Genomic DNA, 14,273 nt, shown 5'->3' with positions numbered 1-14,273 from the left:
CTATACATATCGGGAGTAAGAGAGGCGAGAGATTGAGATAAGAGCATCGCCTAAGAGAGGAAACCTAGCCCGACTGGATGGGGAGTCTACTATATAGAATGAACGGAAGATGAGGAAATAAACTCTCTAACTACATTCTATATGAAGAGGCAAATGATTAAGGATCAATGGAGGTTGGAAGCATATGAACGACCCGCGGACACAAATTAAAGTATCGGTTGCACAGAAAAATGAAGCGGCGGAGCCGGACATTTCAATACATCAGCCGGATGCACAAGCTGCTGCAGGGGGCGGCCGGGAGCAGAGCCCGGCCGGAGGGCCAGCACCGGGCATCAGGCTGAAGCCCGGTGCTGGCAGCAAGCCCCGGCAGCACCTGAGCGTGCTGCCGGGTGCAAGCGCGCAGCCGCCGCAGGCCGCTGCGCCAGAGGCGCCGGAGCCGCGCGAAGCACTCCGGCACGAAGAGCCGGGCGCGCCCGCAGGCGCCCGGCAAGCCCCCGGGCGGCGGCCATGGGCCCCGCTGCCCTCCCGCGGCCGCGGCAGCGCCAGGCGGCCGCATCGCCCGGGCAGCGCCCGCAGGCTGCACCCCGCCGTATGGGCGGGGGGGCTGCTCGCGCTGGCGCTGCTGATCCCCGTGCTGGTGGTGGCAACGCATCACCAGCCTGCACCGAAGCCGGCGCCCATACCTGCGCCGGTCGCTCCAGTGGCTGTGCCCCAAGCGGTGGCACAGCCGCAGGTGTCCGTCTATCTATCGAAGACGGACAAGGTCGAGACGCTGCCTCTCGAAGAGTACGTCGTCGGGGTCATCGCCGCAGAGATGCCGGCAGACTTTGACCTCGAGGCGCTAAAGGCACAGGCCGTTGCTGCACGCACCTTTATCATGCGCAGGCTGGCAGCCGGAGATAAGAGCGGCGTACCTGGCTCGCAAGCGGATGTGACCGACACCGTGAGCCATCAGGCGTATATCTCCAAGGAACAGCTCGAGACACAGTGGAAGGGGAAAACAGAGCAGCTGGCCAAGCTGAAGAGAGCGGTGGAAGAATCCCGGAATACAATTATGACCTATCAAGGCAAACCTATTACCGCGTCCTTCTTCTCTACCAGCAACGGTTATACCGAAAATTCGGAAGAATACTGGAATCAGAACATTCCTTACCTGCGCAGCGTGGCGAGTCCCTGGGACGAGCAGGCGCCGGGATATGAAGAGGACGTGAAGATGAGCCGTCAGGATTTCCTGACCAAACTGGGATTGGTAGGGAATTCGGTACCGGTAACAACCACAGGAGAGCAGCAGCCTTTTATTCAAATTCTCTCATCTACGACCGGACACCGGATCAAGGAGATTTCGATAGGCGGGGTTAAGTTCAGCGGACGTGAAGTGAGAGAGAAGCTAGGCCTCCGCTCCAGTCAATTCAGCTGGAAGACTTCCGGCAAGAACGTAGTCATAACGACTTACGGTTACGGTCATGGCGTCGGCATGAGCCAGTGGGGCGCAGAAGGAATGGCCAAGGAAGGCTATACCGCCACCCAGATTCTGAAACACTACTATACTGGCGTCCAATTTTCGAAAGCTTCGGATTTTATAAAAAAGTAGATTGAACGGCAGGCAGCTTCCAGGCTCTATTTTAATCCTCTATGCTTTTCAAAAAATAATTTGCGAGATACGTATAAAAGGTTTTGCCCCGGTAACAATGATTACTGAGGTGATAACCATATGAATGATCAAAACAAAAGTAATCAAAACCATGGAGAAACTCCTAAAAAATCACAGGGAGAGCTGGTTAGCCAGCCGTCTGCATGGAAAAAGCTGTTGTCCAAACGGTGGGTATACCCGGCAGCATACGTGGCCGCAGCAGCAATTATACTAACCTTAGTTTGGGTCTACCAGGATGCCAGCCAGAGGAATCTCGCTCAAGACCCTGCTAAAGTATCGGAAAATGCTACTGCACCTGCCACGAATGAAGCTGGTAAGGACGCCAAGGATCCGAAAGCTGTTGAAGTCACTGCAACTGTTGTAGACATGGCATGGCCGGTAGCCGATGCCAAGGATGTCAAAGTCGTGAAGCCTTTCTTTGAAAAAGATGGAACTGCCGAGAACAACCAGGCAGCCATGGTGCAGTACAATGACATGTTTATCCCGAATATCGGTGTAGACTTGGGCCGCGAAGACGATAAGACGTTTGAAGTGAAGGCAGCGCTGGAAGGTAAGGTTAGCCGAGTGGAACTGAATCCGCCGCTGACAGGTACGATCATCGAAATTACACATGATAACGATGTGAAAACGGTGTATCAAGCCCTTTCCGACGCGAAAGTCAAAGTAGGCGATACCGTGAAGCAAGGCGATACGATCGGCACAGCCGGCCGCAGTGAGATTGAAAAGGATCTCGGGAACCACGTACACTTTGAAGTGTATGAAAAAGGTGAGCCGGTCAATCCGGAAGAACTGCTTCCAAAAAAATAAAAAGCATGAAGAAGGCAGGGGAAACCCCTGCCTTCTTTTTTGACATTATAGAACTTATAAATGACCGGGGTCCCCGTAAAGTACCTGAATGGACTTCGAAGCAAGGCTCCACTTTGTGGGGTTATTTTGCATGCTCCGGAAAATAAATGGGCCTTGCGTAGCTTGTCAGATCCTTAAAGCGCGAATATATAGGCACGCCTCTCATATAATGTACCAAACTATCCACAGTAGGGAGGCGGGAGCGTGCACGATTACATCAAGGAACGTACGATTAAAATTGGACGTTGTATCGTGGAGACGAAGCACACGGTCCGGACAATTGCCAAAGAATTTGGCGTATCAAAAAGCACAGTGCATAAGGACCTGACCGAACGTTTGCCTGAAATTAATCCTGATCTGGCAGACCAGGTTAAGCACATTCTCGAATATCACAAATCGATCCGTCATCTCCGGGGAGGGGAAGCCACGAAAATCAAATACAAAAAGACGAAAAAACGTGAAGCTGTGGCATCCGCCAAATCATAATCTCATGAAAGCGAAGGGCGCTTTAAACCATTGAATCCGTCCCCTGAAGTATGATATGTTAAAAGATGGTATAAGGTCGAAAATTGTGATCCCGGCTTCCCTATGTACATAATCCTGCCGCATCTTGTCGAAAAGGGACTTTCAAAAGGCTCAGGGACTCTTTTACCATAAAATATGACTTTGGGGGCTCTTTTCATGATGTTTAGCAAGGATATTGGGATTGATCTGGGCACGGCTAACGTGCTCATACATGTCAAAGGGAAGGGGGTTGTTCTTGACGAACCTTCTGTCGTGACGATCGAAAGTGACACCAAAAGAGTCCTTGCCGTCGGTGAAGATGCCCGCAAAATGATAGGGCGTACACCGGGCAACATTGTGACTATTCGTCCGCTTCGTGACGGCGTTATTGCTGATTTTGCCATTACGGAAGCGATGCTTAAATATTTCATTAACCGTGTGGGAGGACGCACTTGGAGCAGCCGTCCCCGCATTCTCATCTGCGCACCGACCAATATTACATCGGTTGAACAGAAGGCGATCCGCGAGGCAGCCGAACGCAGTGGGGCTAAAGATGTGTTTTTGGAAGAAGAGCCGAAGGCCGCAGCGATTGGCGCAGGAATGGATATATTCCAGCCGAGCGGCAATATGGTAGTGGATATTGGCGGCGGGACAACGGATGTTGCTGTGCTTTCCATGGGCGACATCGTGACCGCCTCTTCTATTAAAATGGCGGGGGACAAGTTCGATGAGTCCATCGTTAGATATATTAAGAACAAATATAAATTATTGATCGGTGAGCGCACCTCCGAGGATATCAAGATTAACATCGGAACCGTGCGTCCGGGCGGACGCCAGGACGAAATGGATATCCGTGGACGCGATATGGCGTCCGGGCTTCCGTTAACGATCACCATTTCTTCAAGTGAAATCCAGGAAGCGCTGTGGGAGCCGGTTTCCGCCATTGTGGCGGCAGCCAAGTCGGTGCTGGAGCGGACACCACCGGAATTGTCGGCGGATATTATCGACCGCGGCGTCATTCTGACAGGTGGCGGAGCCATGCTGAATGGATTGGACGAGCTGCTGGCTGAAGAGCTGCGCGTTCCCGTGCTGATTGCTGAGGATCCGATGCACTGTGTTGTGAAGGGCACAGGCATTATGCTGGATAATTTGGATAAAGTGGTTAAGAAATCTTTCTAAGACGCCGATATATCTAATATCATTTATGGGTTTTAACAGCCCGTTCAATATAGAATTACTTCTTCTACTTGAATATACAGCACGACCATGAAAGGGGTGCCCCCACTCACATGATAAGAGGACTTTACACAGCTGCTGCCGGCATGCTGACCCAGGAGAACCGCCACGATACAGCGGTACAGAACTTAGCGAACGTGAATACACCGGGATACAAGCAGGTTAACAGCGTATCCCGCTCTTTTCCGGAAATGCTGATTACGATGCTTGGCGGGAATAGCGATGCTCCGGTGTCAACGATCGGCAAGCTGAACACAGGTGTGTTCGCGGAAGAAGCTTTGTCGATGTATCAGCAGGGCGTCATTAAAGCCAGCAGCAAGCCGACGGATTTTGCGCTGGTATCCGATATGGAAATGACGGATCCGGCAACAGGGCAAAATATTACGTTTGACGGTTCAGGAAAGTTTGTCAGCGCAAACGGCGATGTTATTTATAAACCCGAGGCTTTCTTTACGATAGAGGATCAGGATGGTCAGACGCGTTATACGAAAGACGGGAATTTCAAGGTCAGCACGGACGGCAGATTGCTGACTTCAACCGGCTACCAGGTATTGGATGCCAATAACAATCCGATTGTGTTGACAGGTCCGGTAGACAGCTTTAAAGTGGACGAGCAGGGGTATGTTCTAGACCCGGCCACTGGTGCGCGAGGGCAGCAAATAGGTGTGTCCGTTGTGGGGCAGCCTTACCAGATGGTGCGTGATGGCGAAGGTGTATTCCGGGTTGATGATCCGCAGGGAGCCGGTGTCCGTGCATTTGGCGGAGCCGATCGTGTGGAAGTACGTCAGAATAATATTGAGAGCTCGAATGTGAACGCATCCGAGGTCGTGGTCGATATGAATACGGCACTCCGGGCTTATGAAGCGAATCAGAAGGTCATTCAATTCTATGATAAGAGCCTGGATAAAGCCGTGAACGAAGTAGGCAGAGTATAAGGACGGTCAGAATTTTCTCAGGCATGATAGATTTTATAAATTACCGGGGTCACCGCAAAGCACCTGAATAGACCTCGGAGCAAAGCCCACTAATTTGGGGGTATTTAAGGGAGGTTTATGATGAATAACTCCATGATCAGTGCGATGGTGTCCATGAACAGCATTCAGCAGAAGCTGGATATCATCGCTGACAATATCGCGAACCTGGATACGGTGGGATACAAGCAGAAGGATACCTCATTTGAGGATACGCTGACTTCCATGATGCAGCAGCCCAAAGATTTTAAGCAGCAGGGAAGACTCTCTCCGCTTGGGTATACTACCGGATACGGAGTCCGTACGGGCGATGTGACCCGTGATATGACGCAGGGACCGCTCGATCAGACGAATAATCCGCTGGACCTTGCTATTGAGGGAAACGGGATGTTTGCGGTTGAAGCGGGCGGCAAGCGCGCCTATACCCGGGAAGGGGGCTTTCATTTCGCTCCTGACCCAAGCGAACCGGGATCCATGGTACTCCAGAACAATCAAGGATATTTCGTGCTGAATGAGAATAATGAGCATATCAAGGTGCCGGATAATGCGAAGGTAGCGATCGACTCCCATGGCAAAGTGCTGATGGACGAGGGCGGTATCGTTACGGAAGCCGGTACACTCAAGGTGCTTAAGCCGCTCCGTGAGGATGCGCTGCAGCAGATGGACGGCAACCTGTTCGTGGTTCCGACCAGCTTGACAGAGGGTCAGGTATTTGAAGCACCGCCGGTTACTGGCGATATTCCAGAGGATACATCCATCCGCTCGGGTTATCTGGAAAAATCCAATGTGGATTATATGGGCCAAATTACGGATATGATGCAGATGCAGCGTGCTTACCAGCTGGCAGCACGGGCGATTTCATCCAGCGACACGATGATGAACCTGGCTAACAATATGCGGGGTTAAGGTGGAAGCGGCTATGAGTGATAATAATAAGCCTGCTGATAAGCTGACTAGAGTCCAGAACCGTACAGACACGCCTGGAAAGGCTGGGACAGACGGAAAAAATGATAGCCAGAAGCCGGCCAGAAGAAAGACAGCCCGCTGGAGAATTGTCATCCGTTGGATGATTCCGCTGTTTCTGGTACTCGCTTTACTCGGAGGAATGATTGTCGGATATGTGGTCATCGGCAAGCAGAGCTTGTCTGAAGTGTTCGAGTGGAAGACATGGCAGCATGTCATCGACTTGGTCTTCGCTCCTTGATCCGGATGAGCCTCATCAACCGATTGACAGTACTCCCCCGCTTGCCCGGGGGAGTTTTCTTTTTTTGCTCGGAAAATGTATAATGATGGGGGACTTGAAGACAACAAAAGGGCCCCATCCGCGCCACTTCGCTTAAGACCGTGGCTGACGGGCAGAGCCCCTTATCTGAACCTTCACTTCTGCAGTTGGTGAAGGATAACTATAGTTTTTACGTATATCCGTGTTTTTATGCAAAATAGCAAGTAGAAAAGGTTGAAGGGAGATTTGATGTTATGCTAAATGTCAAAGAGATTCAGGAGATTATTCCGCATCGTCCTCCGTTTTTGCTGGTGGACCGGATTCTGGAGATGGAGGTTGGCAAGCGCGCGGTCGGCATTAAGAATGTGACCATCAACGAGCCGTTTTTCATTGGACATTTTCCGGAATATCCGGTAATGCCAGGCGTGCTGATTACCGAAGCTTTGGCCCAAGTGGGAGCTGCCGCAATTTTACAGGAAGAGAGCAATAAGGGCAAGATTGGCTTTCTGGCAGGGCTTGACGGCTTCCGTTTCAGAGGGCAGGTTGTACCCGGGGACACGCTCCGTTTGGAAGTGGAGATAACTCGGTTAAAGGGTAGTATAGGCAAGGGGCATGCGATAGCCAAGGTTGAGGACAAGATCGTAGCTGAAGGCGACATCATGTTCGCCCTGTCCGATCCAACCAAAGCCTAAATACGAATACCTAACCGTGAGTGGTGAAAGGGGAAGCAAGATGACACAATTAAGCAGATTGGCTGAAGAGAATGTACAGCGCTGGCTTTCGGATCCTTCGATCGACGAAGAGACCAAACAGGAGCTTCAGGGGCTGCAGGAGCAAACGCAGGAGCTGGAGGACCGTTTTTATAAAGATCTGGAATTCGGGACCGGTGGTCTTCGCGGCGTGATCGGCGCAGGAAGCAACCGGATGAACCGTTATACCGTCGGTAAAGCGACGCAGGGTTTTGCACGCTACATATTGGAGCAGCACGGTCAGGCGGAAGGAACCCCATCGGTGGTGATTGCTCATGACTCCCGTCATTTTTCTCCGGAATTTGCTCTTGAAGCTGCGCTGGTGCTGGCAGGCAACGGCATTACAGCGAAGCTCTTCCCGTCACTGCGTTCAACGCCTCAGCTGTCGTTCAGCGTACGCCATTTAGGCGCTACGGGAGGCATTGTCGTCACAGCCAGCCATAATCCTCCGGAATATAACGGATACAAGGTCTACAACGCCGAAGGCGGCCAGCTTGTCCCGGATCAGGCAGAGAAGGTTATCGGCTATATCCAGGAAGTTGATTCTTTTGCCTCGGTGAAACGCCTTGAGCAGTCTGAAGCGGAAGCGAAGGGAATGCTGGTATGGCTTGGTGAGGCAGATGATGAGGCTTTTACAGATACTGTTGCCGGAACCAGCGTTAACCGGGAGCTGATCGCAAGCAAGCTTGGGAAGGATTTTAATATAGTATATACCCCGCTTCATGGCACTGGTAACATCCCTGTGCGCAGCGTGCTTGATAAAGTCGGCTTCACCAATGTGCATGTGGTGGCTGAGCAGGAGCAGCCGGATGCGGAGTTTTCAACCGTGAAATCTCCTAACCCGGAAGAGCGGGAAGCTTTTACCCTTGCCATGAAGCTCGGCAAAGAGGTAGGGGCAGACATATTGGTAGGCACTGACCCGGACTGCGACCGCATGGGAGCAGTTGTACTCAATGATGCAGGCGAATATGAAGTGCTCTCCGGTAACCAGTCCGGCGCAATTATGATTCATTATCTGCTGAGCCAGCTGAAGGAGCAGGGCAAGCTGCCTGACAATGGGGCGGTTATCAAAACCATCGTTACCAGTGAAATGGGAGCAGCCATTGCGCAGCACTATGGAGCAGAGGTCTTCAATACGCTGACCGGCTTCAAATATATCGGCGAGAAAATGACTGAATTCGAACAAACCAGAAAGTACACATACCTGTTCGGATATGAGGAAAGCTACGGATATCTCGCAGGATCTTATGCCCGCGATAAAGATGCTGTACTTGCTTCTCTTCTGATCTGCGAGGCGGGTGCCTATTATAAGGCACAGGGCAAGACGCTGTATAATGTACTTCAGGAATTGTACGAACAGTTCGGATTCTTCCGTGAAAAATTGGAATCCCGCACGCTCAAGGGCAAGGACGGTCTGGCTCAAATCCAGGCTAAAATGACCGATTGGCGCGAGAATCCGCCGCAGACGGTTGCTGGCGCATCCGTGGCGGAAGTTCTCGATTACTCCAAGGGTCTGAACGGTCTGCCTCAGGAAAACGTGCTGAAATATATGCTGGAAGACGGCTCATGGTTCTGCCTGCGTCCGTCCGGTACGGAACCGAAGATCAAAGTTTACTTTGCGGTGCGCGGATCTTCGCTGAATGATGCCGAAGAGCGGATTCAGAAGCTTGCGGCTGAAGTCATGGCGCGGGTAGACGCCTAATAAATCAAAGATATGGAGTCTGCAAGGCCGCTGCCTCATGCCGCGGCTTTGCGGAGTTATAACGAGGAGGTACTTTTGGTGCATCAAAAATGGCAGCATTGGAACACGGCATCGCGCAAATGGCTGTGGATCCTGGTCGTAGTGGGCATACTTGCCGCACTGCCGGTTGCATATGACCGGTATCAAACAGAATCATCATCAAACAACGTGGAGCTGGTGTTCAATTACCGCGGTCTGGCAGAGGTTGCTGCCTATCAGGCACATCCGGAGCAGTTCATTCAGGAGCAGCTCGATAAATTAAAAGCCGCGGGCATTACCAGCATGGCGATGTTTGAAAGCACGCTGGATGACTTCAAGAAAACCCGGCGGCTGATGGTGTACAGCGCCCAGGATATTGCCCAAATGACGCAAAGCGTTGTTCCAACGGATGAGAATTTCACGTACATTCTGTTTACCAATGAAGAGAATGCGGGCCGGTTAACGCCTCTCATTGAAGACACCTTCACAAGTCTCGGCATTAACGTGAAGCCTTGGGAGTTTCATAACCAGAAGGGCCTGATTGTGGAAACCTCGCCGGAGGATGCCGCGCTGAAACCGATGCAGCCAGACCCGATTGCATTTGAACTTCTTCACAGCAAGGGTTTCAATATCGTTCCGCGGATGTCCAATAGCCTTCCGTACGATCAGGACGCCATGGAGAAGCTGCTGGCTTATTATGAAGCCAACGGTGTGAAGCGGATCCTGTTCGAGGGTGATTCGGTCAAGGGCTTTACCGACAACCAGGATAAGCACAGCCTGCAGAGCTTTGCCAACCTGCTGAACCAGCATGGCATCGGCATTGCGGCAATCGAGAATACGAAGAAGCCTCAGGCAGGAATCGATAAGCTGTCGTATTACATTCATTATAATGTGGTCCGTCTGTATTCCTTGAGTGACAAGGATGCCCAGGCACTGGACGAGGATACGATTGCGGACCGGTTTGCTCTGGCAACCAAAGACCGGAATATCCGGATGCTCTATATTAATACGGCACCAAGCAAGAGCACGGCGAAGGCGATGATGACGGATTCCATCGACAACATCATCAAGAGTCTGAACAAGCCTGGTCAAGCCATCAAGCAGATGGAGAACAACGGCTTCAAGATGGGACGTGCAGAGGCCTTTCATATTACCGATTCATCGGCACAGCGTTATTTCAAATTGGTTGTTGTACTTGGCGCAGTTGCCTTTATAGCACTTATGATTTCATGCTTCCTGCCTCTGCTGACGCTGCCGGCATTTGTGCTTGGCATGATCGGCAGTGCAGGATTGTATGTACTGAAGCCGACGCTGTTTGAGCAGGCGTTGGCGCTGCTTGTGGCCATAAGTGCTCCGACCGTCGCGGTGGTACTGGCGATACGTAAGGTCAATGCGCTCAATGCGGCCAATGCCGAGCTTGCGCCTGGACGCCGTCTGACGCATTCGATCGTCCTGTTCATTAAGACATCTATTATTTCCATGGCGGCAATTCCATTCGTGATTGCACTGCTCAACAATATTACGTATAGCCTGGTGTTGAACCAGTTCCGGGGCGTGAGTCTGCTGCATGCGGCTCCGATTCTGCTGATTGCGATATTCGTGGTCTTGTACCGCGGGGGTCGTCCGGTTCATCAAATCGGCAAGCTGTTCAGAACGCCAATTACACTGTTATGGGTTGTTGCAGCCGTATTAATCGGCGCCATCGGTTTCTATTATCTGAGCCGTACAGGCAATGGGGGCAAGGTCAGCGGTATCGAGATGGCGATTCGTCCGTTCCTGGAAAATACATTCCATGTGCGTCCGCGTAATAAGGAAATCATTGCGCATCCGCTCTTCCTGCTCGGTCTGTTCCTGTCGATCCGGTACCGCAATGCGATCTTCATTATGATCTTCGCGGTTATCGGACAGCTGTCCATGGTGGATACCTTTGCCCATATCCACTCGCCGATGAAAATTTCGTTCGCCCGTGACCTGCTCGGTCTCGGCATCGGCTTCGTTCTCGGCCTGATCGCCATCGGCGTATGGCAAATCGCAGAAGGGTGTTGGAAAAAATGGTCACCTCGCCTCAAAAGACAATAGTCATCTCGGGTTATTACGGCTTTAAGAACAGCGGCGATGAGGCTGTGCTCCAGTCCATATTGACGGCACTAGAAGAGAAGGGGAAGCAGGCAGGGGTTCAGATTAACCCTGTCGTGCTCTCCATCGATCCGGAATGGACCTCCTCCACCTATGGTGTGCAGGCGGTTCACCGCATGAAATTGGGCGAAGTGAGACAAGCTCTTAAGAACAGCAGCGGTTTGATCAGCGGTGGCGGAAGTCTTTTGCAGGATGCGACCAGCCCGAAGACGATTCCTTACTACTTGGGTGTAATCAAGCTGGCCCAGTGGATGAACAAGCCTGTGTTTGTGTACTCCCAGGGTATTGGTCCCGTGAACCGGAAGCTGTTTAATCCTTTGATCAAAAATGCCTTTAAAAAATGTGAATACATTTCGGTGCGTGACGTGCAGTCCGCAGAGTTGCTGCAAAGCATGGGGCTGCAGGGCAGCCGCATTCAGGTGGTGCCCGATCCCGTCATGGGACTGACCCCTGAACCGGATAATGTTGCTGCCATAGCTCCTGATGCAGATCAGCAGCTGCCTGTTATCGGAATTTCCGTCCGTTATTGGGATCCGGAGCGCAGGGAATTACGAGGGATCGCAGAAGGTCTTCGCGCATTCTGCGAGAAGCAGCCGGTGCATCTCAGATTTCTGCCTTTTTACTTTCCTGGCGACGAGAAAGCCTCCCAGGAAATCATTGGCCAGCTCGGTGATATTGCTTCCGGTGGAAGCAAGGTATCGGTATGCAGGGAGGCTGTCCATCCCGGGCAGATGCTGGCGGAGGTGGGGCGATGCGATCTCGTGATTGGTATGCGTCTCCACAGCCTGATCTATGCCGCCAACCGGCTTGTCCCGCTGATCGGCGTTTCCTATGATCCGAAGATCGATCACTTTTTGAAAAGACTGGATATAACGCCTGTTGGAACAAGCAGCTCGCTTGACCCGGGGATGCTGACGGCGGAAATTTCCCGTCTCCTGACCGGCGCAGAGGCTTGGAAGGAAGCGGGCAAGCCGCGTATCGACAAGCTGAAGCAGGAAGCCCAGGCGCCTGCGCAGCATATCATTGATTTTTTAAAATAAAATGAACTAAAGTTCTACCCTTCATCTTTAGTTCAATTTATATAGCAGCAAAGGATAAGGTGATAGAAGCGTGAATTCATTAGAACAAGTGCCTACGGTTTCCATGTACGGACTGCAGGTAAGCAGATTGGGCATGGAAGACACAGTAAAGTATATAACCCGCGTTATACAATCCGAAGAACGCAGACCTTTTCAGGTCATTACGGCGAACCCGATCATGGTGATGAAGGCTCTGGAGGAGCCCGAGTACATGAAGATCATGCGGGAAGCGGAGCTTCTGGTACCGGATGGTACCGGAGTGGTATGGGCGGCAGCGAGAACAGAAACGCCTGTTGCGGAGCGCGTTGCAGGCTTTGACCTTCTGCATGAGATCATGAGGGCCGGAGAAGACTACCACTGGAAAGTATATTTGCTCGGTTCTACGCCGGAAGTGATTCAAGCGACTGCGGAAAGGTTACATTTGCAGTATCCGGGTATCGAAATCTCGGGATTTCGTGATGGGTATTTTAAGTCAGACCAGGATGCGGAAGTGATCGCCGACATTCGCAAGGCGGCTCCGGATATTCTGTTCGTCGCACGTGCGGCGGATACGCAGGAACCTTGGATTGCACGCTACAAGGAACAGCTGGGTGTTCCCCTGATGATGGGCGTCGGCGGAAGCTTTGATGTCATATCGGGCAAGTCCAAGCGGGCACCGAAATTATTTCAAAAACTTCGTGCCGAATGGCTGTACCGTCTTCTGAAGGAGCCAACAAGGGCTGGAAGAATGCTTGCGCTGCCGAAATTCGTACTTAAAGTGGTGCGTGATAAAGAAAACATGACAAAACCCAGATAAATAACTGAAATGAGACGCAAAAACCCGATATTTTGCTGAATAACAGGATTGGTTTTATTTTTTGATGAGAGTATAATTCAATCCGGTAAAGAAAATGGGGGTTGAAGGAAACATGTTAATGATAGCCATCATCGGATGTATTGTGTCATTAGCCTTGGCACTGCTGCTAACGCCGCTGGTGAAAAAATTTGCGATTAAGATCGGCGCCGTCGATGTCCCGAACGCCCGAAAAGTGCATACGAGAATCATGCCCCGGCTTGGTGGATTGGCGATATATCTGGCATTTATGCTGTCCATGTTTGCCATCCTGCCATTTGTCGCGGATCATTTTTCCATTCGGGATACGAACTTTATTAAGGCTTTTCTGATTGGCGGCTCGCTGATCGTCTTGACCGGCGCCCTGGATGACCGTTTTGAACTGTCTGCCAAGGTGAAGCTGCTGGGTCAGATCATCGCTGCATCCGTCGTCGTATTCGGATTTGACATCAAAGTAGATTTTGTAAATATACCTTTTAATGATACGTATTCATCGCTGGAGAACTGGATTGCGATTCCGCTCACGATTCTCTGGATTGTCGGCGTGACGAACGCCATCAACCTGATCGACGGGCTGGACGGTCTGGCCGCCGGTGTATCCGGCATCGCGATCGGCACGATCCTCGTGATGTCGCTCCTGATGGGCAACCTGACGGTAGCGCTGGTATGTCTCTTGCTCCTTGGAGCGATTCTCGGATTCCTGTTCTTTAACTTTCATCCGGCACAGATATTCATGGGCGACACAGGTTCGCTGTTCCTGGGCTTCTGCCTGGCGATGCTGTCCATGCTTGGATTTAAGCAGATTGCGATTGTATCCTTTATTACTCCGCTGATCATTATCGGCGTACCCCTCTCGGACACGTTCTTTGCGATCGTGCGCCGCTGGATTCAGAAGAAACCGATCTTCGCTCCGGACAAGGGCCACCTGCATCACTGCCTGCGGGAAATTGGCTTCAGCCACCGCCAGTCTGTTCTCATCGTGTACGGCATCGCCGCTTTCTTCGGCGTCCTGGCTGTCATTCAGTCCTCCGCCGCGATGTATGAAGCGAATTGGGTCACCTTCGTTGTAATCTGCGTGATGATGTTCTTCCTGCAGATCGGCGCGGAAGTGATCGGCCTTGTCGGCAAGACGAAGCGTCCGATTCTGGATCTGGTTGCAAGGCTGCGAATGAAGGTTGGCGAGGAACGCAGTTCCAAGCTTTAGGAATAGATTCATGCCATAATAAAATATTATAATGAGCAAAAAGCCATACCTTCGGGTATGGCTTTTTTTAGTAACTTTTTTCCATATTAGGGGGACTTTTTTTACGGTTATTCTAAAAAATCA

At 51.5% G+C, this 14,273-nt stretch carries 13 protein-coding genes; all 13 read left to right on the top strand.

Translation table 11 applies throughout. The annotated features are described in order from the left end of the window. The first annotated feature begins 184 nt into the window (after positions 1-184). The 13 genes from spoIID (at position 185) to E6W40_RS18715 (ending at position 14,150) form a co-directional block, all read left to right on the top strand. On the top strand, positions 185-1,591 hold the full coding sequence (spoIID, locus tag E6W40_RS18775) for a stage II sporulation protein D (protein ID WP_136607166.1): 1,407 nt from the start codon (positions 185-187) through the stop codon (positions 1,589-1,591). Between the two features lie 120 nt (positions 1,592-1,711). Then, positions 1,712-2,458 (top strand): M23 family metallopeptidase, encoded by a 747-nt coding sequence (locus E6W40_RS18770; protein WP_136607165.1) that lies wholly within the window; start codon positions 1,712-1,714, stop codon positions 2,456-2,458. Positions 2,459-2,701: 243 nt separating this feature from the next. After that, a complete protein-coding gene (spoIIID, locus tag E6W40_RS18765) occupies positions 2,702-2,983 on the top strand; it encodes a sporulation transcriptional regulator SpoIIID (RefSeq protein ID WP_036715046.1) in 282 nt (93 codons plus the stop codon). Positions 2,984-3,181: 198 nt separating this feature from the next. Then, positions 3,182-4,180 carry a rod shape-determining protein gene (mreB, locus tag E6W40_RS18760; protein WP_136608143.1) on the top strand — a complete coding sequence of 333 codons (999 nt, stop codon included), beginning with the start codon at positions 3,182-3,184 and terminating at the stop codon, positions 4,178-4,180. Between the two features lie 110 nt (positions 4,181-4,290). Further along, complete coding sequence (locus tag E6W40_RS18755; RefSeq protein ID WP_136607164.1) at positions 4,291-5,172, top strand: flagellar hook-basal body protein; 882 nt, start codon at positions 4,291-4,293, stop codon at positions 5,170-5,172. A 120-nt stretch (positions 5,173-5,292) separates the two neighbouring features. Next, complete coding sequence (locus tag E6W40_RS18750; protein ID WP_136607163.1) at positions 5,293-6,114, top strand: flagellar hook-basal body protein; 822 nt, start codon at positions 5,293-5,295, stop codon at positions 6,112-6,114. Positions 6,115-6,127: 13 nt separating this feature from the next. Further along, positions 6,128-6,412: a DNA-directed RNA polymerase subunit beta gene (locus tag E6W40_RS30525; RefSeq protein ID WP_136607162.1), complete on the top strand. Its 285-nt coding sequence runs from the start codon at positions 6,128-6,130 to the stop codon at positions 6,410-6,412. Between the two features lie 272 nt (positions 6,413-6,684). Then, the gene (gene fabZ, locus E6W40_RS18740; protein WP_136607161.1) at positions 6,685-7,122 is read left to right on the top strand and encodes a 3-hydroxyacyl-ACP dehydratase FabZ; all 438 of its coding nucleotides are present in this window, start codon (positions 6,685-6,687) and stop codon (positions 7,120-7,122) included. Positions 7,123-7,162: 40 nt separating this feature from the next. Continuing rightward, positions 7,163-8,881, top strand: coding sequence for a phospho-sugar mutase (locus E6W40_RS18735; RefSeq protein ID WP_136607160.1), 1,719 nt, complete (start codon positions 7,163-7,165; stop codon positions 8,879-8,881). A gap of 78 nt (positions 8,882-8,959) precedes the next feature. Next, the gene (locus E6W40_RS18730) at positions 8,960-10,978 is read left to right on the top strand and encodes a DUF5693 family protein (protein WP_136607159.1); all 2,019 of its coding nucleotides are present in this window, start codon (positions 8,960-8,962) and stop codon (positions 10,976-10,978) included. Beyond that, positions 10,951-12,075: a polysaccharide pyruvyl transferase CsaB gene (gene csaB, locus E6W40_RS18725; protein ID WP_136608142.1), complete on the top strand. Its 1,125-nt coding sequence runs from the start codon at positions 10,951-10,953 to the stop codon at positions 12,073-12,075. Before E6W40_RS18730 ends, csaB begins: the two co-directional genes overlap by 28 nt. A gap of 103 nt (positions 12,076-12,178) precedes the next feature. Continuing rightward, positions 12,179-12,910, top strand: coding sequence for a WecB/TagA/CpsF family glycosyltransferase (locus tag E6W40_RS18720; RefSeq protein WP_136608141.1), 732 nt, complete (start codon positions 12,179-12,181; stop codon positions 12,908-12,910). Between the two features lie 112 nt (positions 12,911-13,022). After that, the gene (locus E6W40_RS18715) at positions 13,023-14,150 is read left to right on the top strand and encodes a glycosyltransferase family 4 protein (RefSeq protein WP_136607158.1); all 1,128 of its coding nucleotides are present in this window, start codon (positions 13,023-13,025) and stop codon (positions 14,148-14,150) included. Positions 14,151-14,273 lie beyond the last annotated feature (123 nt).

The sequence above is a fragment of the Paenibacillus dokdonensis genome (genome assembly GCF_004916975.1).
Lineage (GTDB): Bacteria > Bacillota > Bacilli > Paenibacillales > Paenibacillaceae > Paenibacillus_AQ > Paenibacillus_AQ dokdonensis.
This window is presented reverse-complemented; position numbering and strand designations above follow the sequence as displayed.